The sequence below is a fragment of the Bacillota bacterium genome, from assembly GCA_013178415.1.
GTDB lineage: Bacteria > Bacillota > SHA-98 > Ch115 > Ch115 > Ch115.
In genome coordinates this window covers 25,793-46,027 of sequence record JABLXA010000019.1, presented here as the reverse complement: position 1 = coordinate 46,027, position 20,235 = coordinate 25,793, and the positions used below count along the sequence as shown (strand labels likewise).

Annotated in this window: 18 protein-coding genes; 15 read left to right on the top strand and 3 right to left on the bottom strand. The window is 50.2% G+C overall.

Annotation, left to right across the window (positions count from 1 at the left end):
* Positions 1-57: 57 nt before the first annotated feature.
* Positions 58-324 carry a hypothetical protein gene (locus tag HPY52_13795; protein NPV81324.1) on the top strand — a complete coding sequence of 89 codons (267 nt, stop codon included), beginning with the start codon at positions 58-60 and terminating at the stop codon, positions 322-324.
* Between the two features lie 269 nt (positions 325-593).
* Here the strand turns inward: HPY52_13795 and HPY52_13790 are convergent, their stop codons facing one another.
* Positions 594-1,676, bottom strand: coding sequence for an ROK family protein (locus tag HPY52_13790; GenBank protein NPV81323.1), 1,083 nt, complete (start codon positions 1,674-1,676; stop codon positions 594-596).
* A gap of 418 nt (positions 1,677-2,094) precedes the next feature.
* Here HPY52_13790 and HPY52_13785 point away from each other — a divergent pair, with 418 nt between their 5' ends.
* From HPY52_13785 to HPY52_13720, 14 genes are all read left to right on the top strand, one after another.
* On the top strand, positions 2,095-3,360 hold the full coding sequence (locus tag HPY52_13785) for a sugar ABC transporter substrate-binding protein (protein NPV81322.1): 1,266 nt from the start codon (positions 2,095-2,097) through the stop codon (positions 3,358-3,360).
* A 226-nt stretch (positions 3,361-3,586) separates the two neighbouring features.
* Positions 3,587-4,414: a sugar ABC transporter permease gene (locus HPY52_13780; protein NPV81321.1), complete on the top strand. Its 828-nt coding sequence runs from the start codon at positions 3,587-3,589 to the stop codon at positions 4,412-4,414.
* Positions 4,411-5,244 carry a carbohydrate ABC transporter permease gene (locus HPY52_13775; protein NPV81320.1) on the top strand — a complete coding sequence of 278 codons (834 nt, stop codon included), beginning with the start codon at positions 4,411-4,413 and terminating at the stop codon, positions 5,242-5,244. Before HPY52_13780 ends, HPY52_13775 begins: the two co-directional genes overlap by 4 nt.
* A 51-nt stretch (positions 5,245-5,295) precedes the next feature.
* Positions 5,296-5,583, top strand: a complete 288-nt coding sequence (locus HPY52_13770; GenBank protein ID NPV81319.1) for a hypothetical protein — start codon at positions 5,296-5,298, stop codon at positions 5,581-5,583.
* A 153-nt stretch (positions 5,584-5,736) separates the two neighbouring features.
* A complete protein-coding gene (locus tag HPY52_13765) occupies positions 5,737-6,066 on the top strand; it encodes a DMT family protein (protein ID NPV81318.1) in 330 nt (109 codons plus the stop codon).
* 403 nt (positions 6,067-6,469) lie between these two features.
* A complete protein-coding gene (locus tag HPY52_13760; protein NPV81317.1) occupies positions 6,470-6,670 on the top strand; it encodes a polysaccharide deacetylase family protein in 201 nt (66 codons plus the stop codon).
* A gap of 29 nt (positions 6,671-6,699) precedes the next feature.
* Positions 6,700-7,383: a response regulator transcription factor gene (locus HPY52_13755; protein ID NPV81316.1), complete on the top strand. Its 684-nt coding sequence runs from the start codon at positions 6,700-6,702 to the stop codon at positions 7,381-7,383.
* Positions 7,384-8,907, top strand: a complete 1,524-nt coding sequence (locus HPY52_13750) for a HAMP domain-containing protein (GenBank protein ID NPV81315.1) — start codon at positions 7,384-7,386, stop codon at positions 8,905-8,907.
* Between the two features lie 73 nt (positions 8,908-8,980).
* Positions 8,981-10,309, top strand: a complete 1,329-nt coding sequence (locus HPY52_13745; GenBank protein NPV81314.1) for a glycosyltransferase — start codon at positions 8,981-8,983, stop codon at positions 10,307-10,309.
* A complete protein-coding gene (locus HPY52_13740) occupies positions 10,299-11,684 on the top strand; it encodes a nucleotide sugar dehydrogenase (GenBank protein ID NPV81313.1) in 1,386 nt (461 codons plus the stop codon). The genes HPY52_13745 and HPY52_13740 overlap by 11 nt, the downstream gene beginning before the upstream one ends.
* 357 nt (positions 11,685-12,041) lie before the next feature.
* On the top strand, positions 12,042-14,132 hold the full coding sequence (locus tag HPY52_13735; GenBank protein NPV81312.1) for an adenylate/guanylate cyclase domain-containing protein: 2,091 nt from the start codon (positions 12,042-12,044) through the stop codon (positions 14,130-14,132).
* Positions 14,133-14,226: 94 nt separating this feature from the next.
* Complete coding sequence (locus tag HPY52_13730; GenBank protein NPV81311.1) at positions 14,227-15,300, top strand: hypothetical protein; 1,074 nt, start codon at positions 14,227-14,229, stop codon at positions 15,298-15,300.
* Positions 15,284-16,030, top strand: coding sequence for a Crp/Fnr family transcriptional regulator (locus tag HPY52_13725; GenBank protein ID NPV81310.1), 747 nt, complete (start codon positions 15,284-15,286; stop codon positions 16,028-16,030). Before HPY52_13730 ends, HPY52_13725 begins: the two co-directional genes overlap by 17 nt.
* Positions 16,031-16,342: 312 nt before the next feature.
* A complete protein-coding gene (locus HPY52_13720) occupies positions 16,343-17,395 on the top strand; it encodes a hypothetical protein (protein ID NPV81309.1) in 1,053 nt (350 codons plus the stop codon).
* Positions 17,396-17,639: 244 nt separating this feature from the next.
* On the opposite strand, the gene ychF is transcribed toward HPY52_13720, so the two are convergent.
* Both ychF and HPY52_13710 read right to left on the bottom strand, forming a co-directional pair.
* Entirely contained in the window at positions 17,640-18,764 is a 1,125-nt protein-coding gene (gene ychF, locus HPY52_13715) for a redox-regulated ATPase YchF (GenBank protein ID NPV81308.1), read from the bottom strand.
* 77 nt (positions 18,765-18,841) lie between these two features.
* Complete coding sequence (locus HPY52_13710; GenBank protein ID NPV81307.1) at positions 18,842-20,002, bottom strand: transcriptional regulator; 1,161 nt, start codon at positions 20,000-20,002, stop codon at positions 18,842-18,844.
* Positions 20,003-20,235 lie beyond the last annotated feature (233 nt).

Here is a 20,235-nt window from a genome sequence, read left to right as displayed (position 1 = left end):
GATTTCATCGATATGAACGGACGGATTCCGGATGCAGTACCGATAGGCGGGGGGAGTTTGAATCCAGTGGACTTCCTTGCTACAGCCAATGCACTGATATCAAACTTATTTGACGGTTCTTCAAACAGGTCAGGTGTGAGCGTACCTTCATCGCCTGGCAGCATTAATCTGATGACCGGTAATCTAGAGCTAGAGAGGCAGGTTGTAGGAGAAGGAGTATGGAAATGGGTCATTTTCCCGGAAGGCTTTGATGCCCCGAATATTATAGAACTTGCCAAGCTTCAGACTTGGAGTCTCAAGCCTGCATACTGGAGCCGGTGCTGAAACAACTCGGCAAGGTTCCACAGAAGTCCCAAGTGGTTTCATGTTGCGAATGTCGAGGGTTTCGAAGATGGTGGTCCTACCTCAATTGGAAGTACAGATAAGGCATTGCTACCATGGACATGACCAAGAAATGGACTACGCCAGTAAGGGAATGGGCAGACTGTATATCGCAGCTCATTCTTCAGTTCGGTGACCGGATGGAGGTGGCTGCGTCTGCCCTATGGCCCGTGGCGGGGGATCATATGAAAAGACCATTTACACAAAATAATCTACGCTCCTAAGATACTGTTGAAAACAAGACTGGCCATACCAAGGAGATAAGCCTTCGGGCCCAGTTCTGAGGGGACCACTTTTAGTGAATCGATGGGGACAGGTAGAACCCTATTATGAACGAATTCTCCAATGGCTGTCGCTAGTCCGGGAATTGAGTCAATATATTCGCCACCCAATATGACCATCTCTGGGTCGATAAGGTTCACAAGATTCACGATACCTGCGCCACAGTATTCTATGAGGGTGTCAGTCTGGATGTCCGGCACATCCCCTCCAATAAAGGTGCCAAGGCATCCGGCATTCCCGCAGGAACATCTTTCGCCTCCAAGAGCCACTGTTATATGTCCCAATTCGCCAGCCCTCATATTAGCTCCTGGATAAGGATTGTCATCAATCACTATACCGGCCCCTATACCGCCCTTTCCTATAGTTACATATACAAAACTGCTTACTCCTTTGGCCTTGCCGAAAATCCTTTCTCCATAGGCTGCGGCCCTCACGTCCCTTTCAATGAGAACAGGGACTGAAAATTCTCTTGATACTATCTTGCCAAGTGGCACGTTCGTCCAGTTCAGGCGAGAGGAACGGATCACCAATCCCTCCGCAGTATTCACTATGCCTGGTATGACGATTCCTACGCCAACAACTTCGCGATGCCTTTTGGGAATCCTGGCAAGTATCCTGGCTATAACCTCAAGTATCTTCCCAACCAGTTCCTCAGTAGATAAATCACTAGATGGAATTTCAGATAATAACCCTATGGCACCCCCTAGATCTACACTGGCGGCTCGGATCATGCTCACTGTCACTTCCACGACAATGGCCATCCTGGCCGAATGGTTAAAACCTAGAAGTATGGGCTTTCTTCCGCCCGTTGATGGCCCAGATTGTATCTCTAGAACGAATTTCGCCTTGATCAGTTCATCAATTATCCCTGAGACCGTGGATGGGCTTAATCGAGTAAGCCTCGCTATGTCGGACCGGGAAAGGGGTGCATATTTCGATAGACAGTCTAGAATTAGCGAGCGATTGATTTGTTTTGCCAGCGCGGAGCTAGCTGTTGTCTTTATGGCTTTCAAAGGCTGTTTCCTCCCTCTGGTATTCCCATTACGGGTTATTCTAGCGGCCAAATCATGCAGACTCAAACTTTATACAGGATTAGAAATAAGTCTTCGTCAATGTTGCATCGGCATACACCGTTAAATAGATGATACCAATAATTTTGCGGAATCTCAATATAAACATTCTACCGTTTGAATGATGAAAGAGCTGGAAGTATTTTCGACACAAGAATTAATATATTGACCATGCAGGATTTCCTTAGTATAATGAGGATGCGAAATGTTTTCCTGGAGATCCGATCTTGTCCCATTCAACCACTTCCCCTTATTTATCACCTGCATGCCGCAAAAAGGAGGGATCCAGTAGACAGGATATAGGCTTCGATGTACCGCGATATACTATAATCCCACAAGGAGATAGGAGGTACCATATTACATGAGAAAGAAGTGCGCTTTGTCATTCTCTTGGTTCCTTATCGTGATCCTAACTGTCGCCATATCTTCGTCAGGTGCATTTGGAGCAGAGAAGGTTACAATACGCTGGCTATATCCGGGTGGCGACCAGCCAGTATCCCGCCAGACATGGCAGGGTCACCTGGAAAGGTTTGAAGCCAAATATCCTAATATAAAGGTTGAGCTGCTTGACGTTCCTTGGGATTTGGTGCACGATAGGCTTGTCAACATGATCATGGCCGGAGACGGCCCAGATGTGATACAAATAGGAGCAAGATGGCTCCCAGAGTTTGTCGAAATGGGAGCCTTTATGCCGCTCGATAAACTAGTAACACAAGATAAACGTAACATGTATTATCCAGGCCTTATTAAAGCGATGACATACAAGGGCAAACTATATGCAATGCCACGGGCATATAGCACCCAGGCCTTGATTTATAGAAGTGATTTAATTAAAACGCCTCCAAAGACATGGGATGAACTTGTCAAAGTCGCGAAGAAGGTGCAAGAAGAGCATCCGGGCATCTATGGATTCGCCATTGCCGGGGCAAATCATGTTAGCACGCTCTCTCAGTACTTCTGTTATTTATTCCAGGCGGGTGGGAACGTATTCGATGAAAAAGGAAATCTCATCTTAGATAGTCCTCGAGCCATAGAAGCCCTCAGATTCTATCGAGATCTATATACAGTACATAAGGTCGTTCCGAATCCCCTTGAATACCACCGTGAACAATTGCCAGAGTTATTTGCTGCTGGCCGGATTGCGATGTTCGTAAGTGGGCCATGGGGAGGCAGGTCCGTGGGGAGGCCTCCACAGAATCCAAAGACCCCTTATGCGGCGGCCTTGCTCCCTGCTGGGCCGGAGGGTATAGCGACTGAATTGGTTTCCGACTGCACGGGGATATATAGTAAGACCAAGCATCCTAAGGAAGCCTGGCTACTGCTTGACTTCATAACAAGCGAGCAAGAGCAGATATTTAGAGATAAGATCGGAGGCCTTGTTCCTCAAGGGCCTAAGATTGCTGGATTGCCGGAATTTCAGAAAGATCCATATTTCTCTACTTTTATTAAGATGGCCCAATATGGAGTGCCACAGCCTCAACCGCTCCGTTGGGAGCCTATGCAGAAGATTATAGTTGAGATGATTCAGAAGGTACTTTTACAGAAGGCCACACCTGAGCAGGCAGTGAAAGAGGCCGCACGTGAGATCGAAGAGCAGGGTCTAGTCCCTGCCTCCTCAAAGAAGTAACCCTGGTGTCCTTTTTCTGGCGGGTATTCGAACATACCCGCCGCTCTTTGTATGCCCGGAATGGGCCGCGAACCGCCGGATGAGGGTCTACATGTCTGGCGGTATGAGGGGATGGGGGTGGGATGCCCCCTCTCTTGGTGATAGGAGGCCAATCATGAGTACTAAGATCAAATTGGATGACCAACAGAAGACGGCACTGGTTGCGACCTTGCCCGCACTCATATGCATGATAGCCATAATAGGGTTCCCACTACTTACCACCTTGAAATCTTCAGTATTCAAGGAATCGTTGATCAATCCTATGGCTGGCTCCACTCTTATAGGGTTTACGAATTTCATCACCCTTGCTATCGATCCAGGATTCTGGAGCACCCTTCTTAGAACAACTGTATGGACCTTAGGTTCTGTCCTGGGGAAGAGTTTAATCGGGTTGCTCATAGCAGTCCTGCTAAACAAGGAATTCCGCGGTAATGCAGTATATCGTGTTCTGCTGCTTGTTCCGTGGGCTACGCCTCAGGTGATAGGCGCAATTGTATGGAAATGGATTTTCAATGGTCAATATGGAATGCTCAACTACTATCTGATGAAACTTGGCATTCTATCCGATCATTACTCCTGGCTTGGGAATACGACCTCTGCATTTCTCGCTGCAATGGTTGTAGACATGTGGAGGGGGGTTCCGTTTATGGCCATTGTATTCCTGGCGGGGCTACAATCTATACCGAATGACATCTATCAAGCGGCGTCAGTAGACGGGGCTGGATCATGGCACAAGTTTCGCTTTATAACCATGCCGCTTCTTATCCCGGTACTGCTGGCCGCAACAACATTATCAATAATCTGGACTTTTAATTCATTTAACATTATCTGGACAATGACAGGGGGCGGCCCACTGAACGCTACAGAAATCCTAGTGGTCAAGACTTACCGTGAAGCTTTCTCCAACTACGATGTTGGAATGAGTTCGGCATATGCGACTGTTACACTAATTATCCTGATGGCATTTAGCATACTTTATTGGCGCATCCTTAGGCGCGGGGGTGAGCAGGCTTGAACAGAAGAAAGACCCTGGATCTGATGATGACCCATTTGTTGTTGATTCTGCTCATAGGATTGATGGTATTCCCTGTTATCGTGATGATAGGCACGAGTCTCAAATCCTATGATTCGTTATTTGAATGGCCTCCAAAGCTATTCCCTGGAAAACCAGAGTGGTCAAACTACCTTACTGTATGGAGTGGACAGTATAAGTTCTATATACCCTTTAAAAACAGTCTCGCAATTGCGGGCGCGACCGGAATCCTCTCGATACTATTGGGAGCTCCTGCAGCTTATGGAATCAGCAGGACTGTCACTTCCTTGCGCAATTCCCTTCTATTTGGGATACTAGCCAGTCAGATGATTTCTCCTGTTGTCTTTATTCTTCCTCTATATAAAGTGATCCGCGCCTATGGCCTTCTGAATACCCTTACCTCAGTGATCGTAACCAGCGCTGCCTTCACTCTACCAATGGTCATATGGCTTCTCCATGGTTATTTTGACAGTATCCCCAGAGAGCTAGAAGAGGCAGCAATGGTAGATGGTTGTAGCAGGATTCAAGCCCTGTACAGGGTTATGTTGCCATTAGCCGCACCTGGGTTGGCTGCAGCAGGCATATATGCTTTTATCATGGGATGGGATCAGCTCATGTTTCCGTTGACATTCCTTACGAATAGTGCCCTAAAGCCTATCACATTGGCGTTGTATGATTTCTCAGGGTACAACATAGTCTATTGGCATGAGATGATGGCTGCCTCAACAATAGCCGTCATCCCTGTGGCTATTGCATTTGCATTTATACAGAGATACCTGGTAAAGGGATTGACAGCCGGAGCCATAAAATGAACGATGATGGCGGGGCACCTGCATCCGAGGGTTCGCCCCGCCACCGCCCATGTGTTCCTATCTCCTGCCCATTGTCAGGTATATTCCTTCGGCGTCAAATCAACCACCTTCTTCATTCCCGTGCTGCTTTGGGTCATGATGCATCTGACTTTCCCATCTGAAGTCTCACGGGCTGATGAACCGCATCTCAACCCGCTTGAACTCTATATTGAGGGGCTGAACATGTTCCAATGCCATACCTGTAATACCTTGGGGCGACTGAGCCGCGAGATCGCCCCTCCGGCTAAATTTACCACATACCTGCAGATCACAGGATACAAGGATTTTGGAAATCCATAGCGAAATAGAGATCCCGTTGCTTATATCAGTATCCGGAACACGGCTGAACGGGTGAAGGCGTTAGGTAAATCCGTCAGAACGAAGGTAACCGAAACTACATGGTAATATGATATCCGAATTCGATACCCCGAAAGAAGAAGGCGAGAAAACGGGATGAAGACGGTTATCCTCTTATCTATCTCCAATATCTTCATGACCTTTGCGTGGTATGGACACTTGAAATATAGGGAATCCCCCTTATGGAAGGCGATTATAGCTAGCTGGCTTATCGCCTTTGTGGAATATTGCTTCCAGGTCCCTGCTAACCGCATAGGATATTCCCAGTTCTCGGCAGCCCAGTTGAAAACCATTCAGGAGGTCATAACTCTGGTGGTTTTTAGCGTCTTTTCCGTGGTATATCTCAGGGAGCAGCTCAAATGGAACTATATAGTGGGTTTCCTCATGATCATTGGGGCGGTCTTCTTTGTGTTTAAGAAATGGTAGACCGGTGATAGCGGCAACCCAGTGGCCTGTTTGCACAAGTCTGACCTACCATTGAAAGGGCGCAATGGGAGGCCCAGGGCAGGGGGTTACCCTCTGTCAAACCCTATATGCGGGGATTCATAGCTCGTGTAAGGGGCATGCAGCAATGAAGGTCTCGCGCCGGATTCGTGCTAGTCACAAAGTGCCTTTCCTCCGCTGCAATCGGATATGAGAAACCGCATCCCGGGGCATTTCACATCGCTCTTGAGATCGCTCAAATTTCGCTTATCCGCGTCTTGAGTGATCGAAAGAGAGGTCTGACGATTCTGGATCCACTAGTTGGAGTTGGCTATCCATAGTTTGGGACACAGGCTTGACTGTTCAGGAATATGTTACATGAGGGGAGAAGGAAGTAATCAGAACTTTGACTCACCCTCGCCTTACCCTCGTCAGTAAAGATAGAGCATGGCATGAGATATATTGCTCCAGGATCCTCCTCAAGAACTTGCTTAATGAAGATGTCAATATTTTCAGCTATCCATATGGAGATTATGATAAAAGCATAGAAGACATGGTCCGAAAAGCGGGATACCTCCTAGCCTGTTCAAGCGCTGGGTTGTTCTGACAGGATAATCTGGATGAAAGGTTGATGCTATGCTTGCCCTGGTGGTCGAAGATGAAGTCAAACTCGCATCCCTTATAAAGAAGGGACTCGAGAATGAGGGTTTCACTGCTGATGTGGCGCATGATGGAAATATGGCGTATGAACAGGCCTCATGCACAGACTATGACGTTATTATCCTCGATCTAATGCTTCCTGGGATGGATGGGCTTACTGTATGCCGCAGACTCAGGGAGGAAGGCAACGAAACCCCGATTTTGATCCTCACGGCCAAAGATGAGGTGAATGACAAGGTAGCAGGCCTAAATGCGGGAGCTGATGACTACCTCACTAAGCCATTCTCCTTTGATGAACTTGTCGCGCGTTTGCGGGCGCTCTTGCGCAGGGCCAGGGAATTGAAATCGGAAAACTTGACGGTGGGGGAGCTTAGTCTGGATACTGCGACGCATGAGGCTATACGGGGCGACAGGCGAGTGCAGCTCTCTGGCACTGAATACCGTATCCTCGAATACCTGATGCGCCATCCAAATCAGATAGTGACTCGTGGAGCTATCGAAGAACATGTATGGGGATATGGCTTCGTCTCGAATTCTAATCTGGTAGATGTCTACATCCGCTACCTCAGAAGGAAGATCGACGAAGGCTTCAATGTTAGATTATTGGAGACGGTCCGTGGTGAAGGCTATCGTCTTGTCTCGGGTGGGTCAAATAGCTAAATGAACCATATAGTAAGAACATCCTCTGAAGCGTTCTCGAAAATCAAGATCTGCTTGACGAACGTTCGCACGCGACTCACTGCTTGGTATGTTTTTCTGCTTGCCGCCATGCTTATCGGATTCAGTGTCCTTGTATATGTATCCATGGAAAGGAGTCTTTACAGTGATCTTGACGCAGCCTTACAGACAAGGACTGAGCAAATTGAAGCCACAATCGACGTTGGTCCAGACGGGCTTACAATCGCCAACGGCAGTGCAGACCACCCCAGAATATCAGGCAGAACACATTTGTCTTCAACCTCGACGAACATCCCATTTATCATATTGGATATGGCCGGGCATATCAGAGCCACCTCAGGAGATTCAAGCAAAGTTCTGCCTGCAGGACCTGATGTCATTGGTCCGGCTCTGCATGGAGATTCGGTGATCGGCACCCTGAGAGCAAGCGAAAAGGAGGCCATTCGCTTCCTGTGCGTTCCCCTTGAAATGAGGGGTGAACAGGTTGGCGTTGTGGTTGTAGGTCGATCACTCTTTACATTGGAATCCACCTTGACACGCCTGCGGCTCATACTTGGATCTCTCATCCTGGGGGCTCTCGTTCTTGCGGGGATAACCGGATACCTGATGGCGTGGCGGGCCCTTGCGCCAATTGACGCCATAACTCGAACCGCGCGAAAGATCACTGCCAAAGATCTGAGCTTGAGACTAGATTTACAGAACGTAGATGATGAAGTGGGACGGTTGGCCCGCACTTTCAATGAGATGTTGGGCCGTTTGGATGATCAGTTTCAGAAGGAACGGCAGTTTACAGCCGATGTCTCACATGAGCTCCGCACGCCTCTCACTGTCATAAGAAGCGCTGCAGATATAGCATTAAGGGATCCAAATCCTACCATGGAAAAATGTCGTGCAGCTCTTTTGAATGTAAGAGATGAGGCGAGCAGGCTTTCCCATATTATCGATGACCTTCTGTTTTTTGCGCGGGCAGATTTCCGCCAGATGAAACTGAATGTTGCGCCGGTCGATTTGAGTACTTTGCTGGGGGATGTCTTTGACTATGGAGTAAGACTAGCGTCATTAAAGGAGATAGACATAGAATGTGCGCCAGCTACTGCAAGGTTGCAGACATATATAGTAAATGGGGATAGAGTTCAACTCATGCGGATGTTCAGGAATATCGTTGACAATGCGGTAAAATACACCCCGCACGGCGGGAGGATCAAAATAGAAATGAAGGTGGAAGATGACTCCATCCACGTCATGATCTCTGACACGGGGCCTGGAATTCCTGAGGAGGAATTGCCGAGAATCTTCGATCGATTTTACAGGGTCGACAGCTCAAGGTCTCGGGCGGCTTCCATAAATGGGATGGATATGACAAGCGGCATAGGCCTGGGACTAGCCATAGCGAAAACCATAGCGGAGCTGCATGGAGGCTCCATCGCCGCAAGAAGCAGACTTGGTGAGGGTAGTACATTTGAAGTGATTCTGCCCCGAGCAATCGTTCTACAGGAGGGCGAGTAGAGCAGGAAATTATAGAATGTGTAGACGCTGAGGAGCACCAGATCATCCGGGGGAACGCCTTCGCATTTTACTTATGCCCACAAACGACATAGCCGTTTTTGTCCTCTGGCTGGCGGTCATAGCGATACTGATAAGACTCAAGATTCACCATCTCAGATTCATACACAATGATCCTGTCTTCGGTATATATGGCCTGATGGCCACGTCCTATCTGATGTTTCGTCTATTTTGCCTGCTACTTTACGCTCCTGAGCGATTGGTTGCAGAAGGCACTACAAGGGACTTCTACCCGTCCGTAACAATTGTAATCCCTGCGATGAATGAAGAGAAGGCCATCTTCAAGACAATCCAGGCATGCTGCACGGTAGGTTACCCGCCTGGCCAGCTTCGGATCATCGTGGTAAATGACGGTTCGACAGACGGGACCTGGCAGGAGATTGCCCGTGCCGCGGACATGTTTCCCCAGGTGGAGGCTATAAACTGGGATGTCAATCGCGGCAAGCGTTCCGCAATGGTCGAGGGCATATGCCGCTCGGAATCCGAAATAGTGGTGTTCATTGACTCTGATAGCGTTATAGAGCCGGGGTCCCTTGTTCCTCTGGTTAGAGCTTTTGCAGATCCCAAGGTTGGCGCTGTTGTAGGGCATGCTGATGTCTTAAACAAGGAACGCAACCTGCTTACCAAAATGCAGGCAGTCAGATATTTTGTCTCATTCCGCATTATCAAGGCGTCTGAAAGTGTCTTCAAAAGTGTTACGTGCTGCTCCGGATGTTACTCAGCATATCGTCGGAGCGCGGTGCTGAAGGTCCTGGAGAGATGGAAAAACCAGACTTTCCTCGGCAAGAGGTGTACCTTTGGTGATGATCGTAGCCTGACGAATCTCTTGCTCAGAGAGGGATATTCTCTCTTGTATATGTCAGATGCGATAGTCCGGACTATAGTTCCTGAAACTTGGAGAGGGTATTTCCGGCAGCAACTCAGGTGGAAAAAATCATGGTTTCGCGAGACCCTAATCGCTGTTACCCATATGTGGCGGAGGAATCCCGGGGCATCTATACCCTACTATTTGTCGGTTTTCTTTACGCTTTGTTCACCTATTGTGCTCATTCGTTCGCTCGTCATGAGCCCCGCCACCCGATGGGGTTATCTTGCCGGCCTTATGATTCTTGGGGCTCTTTACGGGCTGTATTACCGGATTCATCGGCGAGATGGGCTTTGGCTGTATGCCTTTGTGTTTGTTTTCCTAAATGCATTTGTATTTTCATGGCAGATCTACCAGGCCATCCTGAATTCGACTGATACTAGCTGGGGGACGCGACAGGTGCGGCAAGTTAAGGCGGGGTCTGGGTTCCAAAGTGATGGGGTTGGGCCAATAGAAGGGCGGTGGTTTCATGTCTGGTGATTCTGTAGCCAGAGAGTTGGAAGCCAAAATCCTCTCAAGGCGTGCCAGTGCAGCAGTGATCGGACTAGGATATGTGGGGTTGCCACTTGCTATAGCAATGTGTAAAGCTGGATTTCATGTGACGGGCATAGATGTGAATCCGGAGAAGATCAGGCTGCTCACTGAGGGTAAGTCTTACATAATTGACGTGCCAGAAACCGACGTTCAGCAAGCAGTATCATCGGGCATGCTGGAACCCATCCAAGATTTTGATCGTCTAAGCAGGGCGGATACCGTCAGCATATGCGTACCGACTCCCGTTGGAAAAGAGAAGGTTCCCGATCTAACATATTTGGTGTCAGCGGTGAATGCTTTGAAAATGCATGCCCATAGGGGAATGCTTATCGTCCTTGAAAGCACAACCTATCCAGGGACCACCGAAGAACTTCTACAGGATTCCTTCGAGGCTATGGGCTATCGCGCCGGGACGGATGTCTTCATTTGTTTTTCTCCTGAAAGAGTAGATCCAGGAAATCCTAAGTTTAAAATGAGCGATATACCGAAAGTGGTAGGTGGAGTTACGCCTGAGTGTACGAGGCTAGGGTCGCTATTATACGGAACATTTATTTCTCGGGTTATACCTGTCAGTTCCGCAACAACGGCCGAGATGGTCAAGCTCATTGAAAACACCTTCCGCAGTGTCAATATAGCCCTTATAAACGAAATGGCCTTGCTTTGCGAACGCATAGGAGTGGATATATGGGAAACCATAGACGCCGCGTCATCGAAGCCTTTTGGCTTCATGCCATTTTACCCCGGGCCTGGGGTGGGCGGCCACTGTATACCGCTGGATCCAATCTACCTATCCTGGAAGGCCGAACGTCTAGGTTTCTATGAGAGATTTATTGAGTTGGCGAGCGATATCAACAGAAGCATGCCGGGGCATGTCATATATAGGGTCTGCCAGGCGCTCAAAAGAGAGGGAAAGGATATAAAAGGAGCGAGCATACTTCTCCTGGGATTGGCATACAAACGAGACATCGATGATATACGAGAGTCCCCCGCCCTGGAGATATACCGTTTACTCAGGGGGGAGGGAGCCCTGGTAGCCTATCATGACCCATACTGCAGGAATATCCTCTTCAACGGTGAGGTGGTGGAATCCATTGAATTGACTGAGGAGCAGCTGAAAGCTGCAGATTGTGTTGTTCTCTGCACTGATCATTCGGTTTACGACTATAGATGGATTGAAGAGCACTCGATGTTGATACTTGATACCAGGAATGCCTTCAAGGGCATAAACAGCCCGAAAATCATAAAGCTTGGCGCCCCGGACCCTGTCGACTATCAGAGTATCTCATATGGGCACTCCCTTTCATTTCACGCTAGAAGGTAGATAAAGTAGAAATGGCTCAGGCTACCAAATAGATGGCTGAATCCGCTGACCGGGTCCTTTAATCTCATTGACATGAAAAGATCTCCCTCTTTGATGGCGTCAGTTGGGCCGGCATAGGGACTGACCCAAAGAATGCGCGCTGCGGTTTTCGTCATCACTAGCAGTATGAGAGTCTATTAAGAATATATTCGTCCCTATCTAGCTTTTCCCTGCCAGAGAATGCAAATAAGCATGGTTATTTTACCCAGCTAGCCTGATGTGGGAAATGTCAATAATCTCGATAGTATTTCATGAATAAATTTCCGTCTTTCCCATAGAACAGGAAACATGGTATAATAACCCGGGAGGGGAGTCCTTTTGAAAAGGCCGGGCCGCATAGTCGCTCCCGTGGCCGGAGCAATTCGAGCTTTACTTGTGTCAGGTGGCGATGCGGGTTCGCCGGGATGGATTTCTCATCTCAAACTGGGTCTCTCGATTTTATTGCTGCTGATTTTGCTCTTTCTGAAAGGCACCTTTGAACCCTTGGAACTCATGACCTATGATGTCAGAATGAGAGCTGGGGCACGCATATTTTCCTCTCAACGCAGCTTGAATGGAGATTCTCCCGTAGTTCTAGTGGTAATTGATGATGCTTCTCTACAACAGATCGGCCAATGGCCGTGGCCCCGTTCGATTCATGCGAGATTGACGGAAATCCTGTCGCGAGCGGGTGCAAAGGCAATAGGTTTTGATATAATGTTTTCCGAACCAGACACGAAAGATATAATAGGGGACAAAAGGTTGGCTGATGCAAGCATCGCGTCAGGCAATGTGGTACTTGCGGGGGCTTTCGCTGGCAAATTTATGACTCCGGGGTCAAGGCTCTTCCAGGGGATCGGTGAAATCCTGCCTTTGGAGCCGTTGCGCAGAGCGGCCGCCGGGGTCGGCCATATAGTCGCTCTTACTGATGATGACGGTATGGTGCGAAGGGTGCCCGTCGCGGTAAAAGGGGAGGGGAGGTTATATCTCTCCCTGCCCGTGGAGCTCGCCAGAGTTTATCTGGGAATCTCGGAGAAATCTATGAACCTGGCTCCGGGCCGGTATCTTGAATTGGTCGGGGACGGCGGAAAGCCGCTCGGGATCCCGCTGGACGCGACTAGCAGCATGTTCATAAATTATCTCCGTGGGCTGGCTCCATCCAGCCATGGCATGCTCGTGGTTCCCTATCATCAAGTGCTGGCAGGAAAGATCCCCAGTAAGACATTCAAGGGGAAAGCTGTCATCATCGGCATGGAAGCCAGGGGACTCAGAGATTTCTATCCAACGCCTCTCTCTGTCCCGGGAGGGGTGACATCGGGGCTGCGAATAAACGCTATGGCGCTTGATACCATTTTATCCGGCGCTTTCATCAAAAGAGTGAGCCCTCTGGTCACAGTGGGCATGATGGCGGCGGGGAGCCTAGCAGCGGGCGCAGCCGGGGCTTTTGGAGTTCCCGGGATTCCCGGGGCAGACGTAGGAGGCGATTGGGGAGCCGGTAGATTTCCTGTTTTTCTTCATGCTCTGTTCCCGGCCCTCATATCGATGGTATTCGCGATAGGCGCTGGATTCGCACTTCTCTGGCGATACGGCCTGTGGCTAGATATAGTGCCTGTCGTGACAGCCATAGCGGTCTCATACATTGCTACTCTGGTTCAGGCGCTGGTCGTCGAGAAAAAGAAACGCTATGAAGTGAGGAAGACTTTTGAACGGTATCTGGCTCCGGAGGTCGTCCGGGAGATCCTATCCGCCCCGGGTGGATACGCCCTCGGAGGATCGCGTCGCAAGGTGACTATCCTTTTTGCAGACATAAGGGGTTTTACGACATTTGCATCAGTCAAAGACCCTGAGATGGCAGTGAACGTTCTGAATCAATACCTCAAAGTGATGGGGGAGGCGGTGATCCGGGAGGGTGGGGCTTTGGATAAATTCATGGGTGATGGCATAATGGCTATTTTTGGCGCGCCGGCGCCGCTAAAAGACCATGCATCCCGGGCAATCAAAGCTGCTATTGAGATCCTGGATGAAGTAGGGAAGATGGAGTATGGCCTGCGGGTCGGGATTGGCATATCATCTGGCGATGCCGTGGTCGGGAATATAGGGACCGGCAGGCGCATGGATTATACGGCCATTGGAAATACGGTCAATATAGCAAGTCGGCTAGAGGAGCTTGCAGGGCCTCAAGAAATCCTCATGGATGGCGCTAGTTTCCATATGGTCAGGGGGCAAGCGGATGGGACTACGGCCCAGAGTGGGTCGTCCGAATCGGAGTATGAGCAAAAGGATAAGACGCCCCATATTCCGTGGGAAATCCTCTTCTGCGAGGGGCTTGGGCAGATGACATTGCGGGGTCTGAGCATTCCGGTGGAGATATGGAAGGTAACAATAGCGCGTGGGCAATGTGGGGCCAATTGCGGGCAGGCGGGACAATAGAGAAAAGGAAAAGGCAGTGGCAAAGAAAGAAGAGGCGTCAGGATAAATGCTACGCCCATCAAGATTTTCCCAACAGGAGCAGAAATTCCGCAATATGGAGAAGATGAGGGCTGGTCTCTTACTTGTCCTTATAGCCATGCTGTCGCTATGTTCTTTTTCACTGTCTCACGCATTGTCCCGGGGCGCCCAGCTGGATTCAAGAACGGGGACTGCAGTGGCTTCCGCGCCGGCTATCTCTGCCGTCATATCCAGGGTAGAAGGAAAGGTGGAAGTCTGTCTGGGGAAGGAAAAGGTCTGGCGTGTGGTGGGAAGTGGATTCCCCTTGGGACCGTCAGATAAGGTCCGTACCGGAAAGAATTCGTGGGCCGAGATTCAGGTTGTCTATGAGTCTATGCAGCGAGTTGGAGCCAGGCCCGGACCGGGGGCTCGACCGCTAAAGGGCTGGATAAGACTCGAGCCAGAGACCCAATTCCAGCTCGAGGCAATTTCTGCCGCCATGCCTCATGTAGATTCCGGGATGCAGGAGGATTCAGGGCTAGAAGGCGAAGTCGCGCAAGGGGGCGGCCTCAAACCCCAAATGGGGTACAGGGAAGAATCTCCCTTTGAGTCTCGAGTGGTTCTCAGGACAAGATTGTTTTTCGGAAGGGTATATATAAAGATCCTCCAGGTGCTTGGAATAGCCTCGGATACGCCCCCTGGTTTCGAGGTGATCACCGATGCGGCCACGATTGGGGTAAGAGGAACGCTTTTCTCTGCGTACGTATTGCCTTCAATGGCGACTGGTGTATCTGTCCGCGAGGGCCTGGTAGAGGTGACGGCCATGGGTGAATCTGTCATTGTGGGGGCCGGGCAGGAAACTGCGATTCACCCGGGGAGGCCTCCTCAGCCACCTGCTGCCATGTCCTCTAACGAAGAGCGGATGTGGCAGGGCGTAAAGAGATGGATTGATAACGTAAAAGATGAGGTTGGGAAGATTGGGGCGAATGCCGGCGGAAACGGGGAGACGGCTGGGGAGGATTACGGAAAGAGCTCCGGAGAGAATCCTGAGGAGGGTCTCGAAGAGACTCTCGGGGAGGGACTCGGGGAGACGCCTGGAGAAAATCCCGCAGAGAATCACGGGGAGAATCATATGAAGGATCATGGAGAGAGCCGTGGGAAGAGTAAGTAACAGCGATTATTCTCAATTGCATCAGGCGGATGACTCGGTAGCTGAACGAAGCATGGCCGAGTTCCTCCGTCAGGTTGAGCTATTTTCTGACCTGTCCGATGAGGAATTGGCGCGGGTGGCAGCGATAGCGCAAGAGAGGATTTATAAAAAAGGAAATCACATATTTTTCGAAGGTGATCCTGGCGGCGCGATGTTCATTGTAAAGGATGGCGCTGTCAGGATATATAGACTCTCCGCCGGGGGAAGAGAAAAAACGCTGGCGATGGTCTCCAGAGGAGACTGCTTCGGCGAGATGTCCCTTCTTGACGCGTTCCCCCGTTCCGCTGGAGCGCAGGCTCTCGAAGACGCCAGGCTTATTATGATATCCAGAGAGCATTTCCTTGACATTATGGCGTCAATTCCGAAAATCGCTCTCAAGGTCATTCGCGTCCTGACGGCCCGTCTCCGTGAGGCTGATCAGCAGATCGAATATCTTAGTTTCGGGGATGCGAGAAGCCGGATAGTATCTACCCTCCTGGATCTTTTGAGAAAGCATTCTAGACCAGGTCCTTATGGGTATACCATCGACCTTAAGCTAACTCACCAGGAACTCGCCAACCTTTCGGGAGTTACCAGGGAAACTGCGAGTCGCATTCTGGCTGAGCTGGAAAGTGACGGCCTAATTCAAATCCACGAGAAGAACATCATCATCATAGATGAAAAAAGCCTTCGCAGCCTGCTTTCCTTTTGATCCGCTCTCATTAGACCGTATGTTTTAGGTTTGGGTTTGTCCTGTATATCTATAGTCAAAATGTGATGAAGATCACGAAATCCCTGTGACGGAGCCCACAAATCTCTTCCCGTTTGTACCCTAATATGAAATTGAAGGCAATGCCAGAGCCTGCGGCGTCCATGTTGATATGGGCAGGAATTCCGGGGAATAGAGCCTCGAGGGATCAGCCGAGCCCGTCTTACATAGCCAACTATGGCAATTCGCATGGACGCGGCAGAACATCGTGGCATCCTGCGGCAGAATATCATAACGGGGGAGTGAGATTTCATGATGGCGAAATCGGTCAGGAAAAACATTGGCGCAAAGAGGAGGTTGTCGGCGCTTGGGGCGCTGGTGATTATAACAGTGTTTGTGACTTTTTTGGGCATGATATCATTTACCAGGGGAATGGCATATGCAGCTGGCCCCGGACCTAAGGCCGGCGGCAGTGGGACTGTAGGTGCAGGGAAGTCAGGCGGAGGACCCAATGGTGGCGGGAATGGGGCTGGCATCGAGAGTGGAACTGGCACAGGGAATGGAGCTGACGCCGGGATTGAATCTAGCGCGGGGAATGGCGCCAGTTCAGGGAATGGAGGGAATGGCGGTTTCGGTTCGAATATCGGTGGGAATGCTCCGGCAGGGCTCAAGGTGGATATCGATGATGAGGATAATGGGGACAATTGGAATCTGGTGGGATCTCCCGGCGAAGATGACATGGGTAGCAATGGCCAGAACCAGACACAGGCTCAGGCTGGCCCGGGCTCAGGTGCTTCAGGTAGTGGGGGGGCTGATGCCATAATTAGTGGCGAGCTGGAGGCTGAAATGAACGAGCAGGTTGAGGCCTTATGTATGAGGATCCGCGCCATGAACGAGATATCAGCCCAGATAAGAACCAGGCTCGAGGCGCAGTTGCGCAAAGAACTCAATGCCACTTACCAAGGTCAGATTCAGGCTCAGACTCACCAGGCCCAAACTCAAGCCCAGACCATGACTCAGGCTCAAGCTCAGACCCAAACTCAGACTCAGACTCAGACCCGGACCCAGAATCAAACCCAGGACCAAACGCAGGTCCAGGCCGGCGGGGCTTCCTACCAGGAAAGGCTCCGCTTGAGAACCCGGATCCATGTCAATATAGAAGAGTGTGTCAGGGCAGCGATACAGTCAGGCTATTCTGTCGAGGAGACTGCGAAGATTGCTGCGGCGGTGCAGGGAGCTGTTCTTGCCGGGGTGGATGCGGAGACAGCTGAGAAAGTAGCTCTCCAGTGCATAGCTCAGCGCGGATCCTGTGACGAGCTTCAAACCCGGCTCAGGCTCCAGATCCAGTTAACAACACAGGCCAAATAGGGTCGGTAAGGCTATACTTCGTTAGGACCATATCTCATACACATTTCATGCTCTGGTAATGAAGGACTGGGCCGGATTTGACGCTGGCCCAGCTCTGGCTATTCGATTAAGGGACGCCCCACATTGATTCCATTGGCTTCACAAAATCTGGCGCAGGATGCCTCCCAATAATGTAGCATCCTCGTCGCCTTGTCCTTCAGCTCAGATGCTGGGGCGGGTCAATCGTGAGACTGCGCCTAGATTTTTACCGCAGGCCTCGGACTTCAGTCCGGGGTGGTTGAGTGAAACGAAACAGGATGACATCTCCGTCCTGAACCGGATATTCTCGTCCCTCTTGACGAAGAAGCCCTTTTTCCCTTGCCTCGGCGAAGGATCCTGCAGACACTAGATCCTCATATCGTATCACCTCTGCCTTGATGAAGCCTCGCTGCATATCCGTATGGATTTTCCCGGCTGCCTCAAAGGCGGTCTCTCCGCGGCGCAGCGTCCAGGCTCTGGTCTCTGTTCCTTTTGTAGTGTAGAAGGTTATGAGATCAAGGGCGCTATATGCCGCGATCACGAGCTTTTTCAGCCCCGATGATTCCATCCCAAGTTCTTGAAGGTATTCTTGGGCCTCGTCAGGGGTGAGATCAGCGAGTTCGGACTCAAGTCTCGCAGATATGGCCACCACCGGCGCATTCTCTCCCCGAGATTGGATCCATTCTGTCAATACGCGCAAATACGCTGCGCTGTCTTTGAGGTCATTTTCACCAATATTGGCAACGTAGACGACAGGTTTCATCGTGAGGAGGAACAGGCTCTGAATGCATGCCTTTTCTTCATCCGATAGAGGGACCAGTTTAGCAGGCTTTCCCCCTTCGAGTTCGCCCTTTAGCCTATCCATGAGAATGGTCTCTTCCTGGTAGTGCCTATCCCCGCTCTTTTGCATCTTGGCTGCCTTGTCGCGACGCTTTTTTACTGTTTCTATGTCCGCCAGGATGAGCTCGGTCTCCACAATCTCGGCATCTAGCACAGGGTTGAGATTTCCGGATACATGGGGGACATCGGGGTTTGTGAAGCACCTGATTACATGCGCGATAGCATCAACTTCGCGAATATGTCCCAAAAAACGGTTGCCAAGGCCTTCCCCGCGGCTCGCGCCCTTTACAAGGCCGGCTATGTCCACGAATTCGACGGTTGCAGGAGTGACCTTCTCGGGCTTAACGATCGAGGCAATTCTGTCGAGTCTTGGATCCGGCACAGGAACTATGCCGACATTAGGGTCTATCGTCGTGAACGGATAGCTTGCTACCTGAGCGCCTGCCTGCGTCAGGGCATTGAAAAGGGTAGACTTGCCTGCGTTAGGAAGCCCTACAATGCCGATGCGCATCATTGTCTATCATCTCCTCTGTGAAAGAGGGGAATGTCCCACCTCCCGGCGCGGATCAACCGTAGAGAATACATGGATTATTGGGCAATCCGGGCGAAGATCACTTTAAATTCTTCTTTTGACTCGTCCTCGATAAACTCGGGTTCCGGTAGCCCCGCTTGCCTGCACTCAAATATCATCCTCCGGATTCCCGACCCTATGCCACGATAAGGTATGCGCAGTTTCGGAACAAATGATAATAGAATAGGGTTGCGGGCGATCTGGATTCCCTGTTTTATGGTATGGATGCTGACGGTGTTGGGGAGCCTCCCGGGGCTTATGATTTCCACGCGATCGTCAAAGATGATGATTTTTACACTTGCGTTCATGAAATAATCCCTATGAACAAGGGCGTTTACAACTGCCTCTTCTAGCGCAATCTGGGGTATTTCCCAAACACCTGGCAGGTTTACATCCCTTCCCCTTTGGACTTTACGCAAATTCCGCTTCAGGAAGGCCATAGTATCCCTATATTGGTCATAGAGGGTTCCGGTGATATCCTCGCTATCAAGATATTCCCGGCCAACAATCTCCGTCCCGACGAATGCTACAGCCTTTACGATAAATTGGGACCTGAGCCGCTCCGGCTTGTTCCCAAATAAGAGCAATCCAGCTAGGGTAGGGTGAGGCCCCTGCATTAGTTTTAAGTTTAATAATGCCCTATATGCTTCCTCATCATCTATCAGGCTCATCCCATATTCTTGTTCATAGAATCTTCTAAATCTATCCATGTCGATATCATCGATATGGGCTCGCATGATTGGCATTTCGTCTGCATATAGGCCACCGGAAGCCTGCATCAGCCTCCTAAGTTCTTCGCGAGTGGCTCGCCTCTTATCTGCGCCCACTTTCAGCCAGAATTCCGTTTTCTGAACTGCATAGGGTTTGTTGGGGCCCAGGGGGACATCAACTAATACCACCAGTTTGCCCTCACATAACAGGTTCTGTGTTGTGACCTCTACAGGCGGGTCGATTTTCTGTGAGGCGGCATTGGAGATCCACTGGTTGAGTCTGTTCAAATCGTGAACACCGGTGATTTCCCCTGTATCCGAGACCCCGATAACGATCCTCCCGCCCTTTGTATTAGCAAAGGCACAGATTTCGGCAGCCAGCGCATCTATGCTATTGAACTCCTTCTTGAATTGGAGGGTCGAGTCTTTCCCCTTCTTGATCAGGTCGAGCAGTTCCATACAGTCCATTTGAAAAGATCGCCTCCGGGTTCAGGCTGAGAGAAATAGACTTAGAACCTTTACCATCTTAGATTGCCCATGTACCCCAGATCGTCCACACGCCCAAATCGCTCAAGCGCCCTTATGATCAGTCTATCCCGTAAGTATGGCAAAGTCAACGGACCTCTATCATACGCCATGCGGCCGGCGCCGCAACTCCTGTAGTTGGCGACACCAGCCGCATAGCTGGTATAATCGTCTCA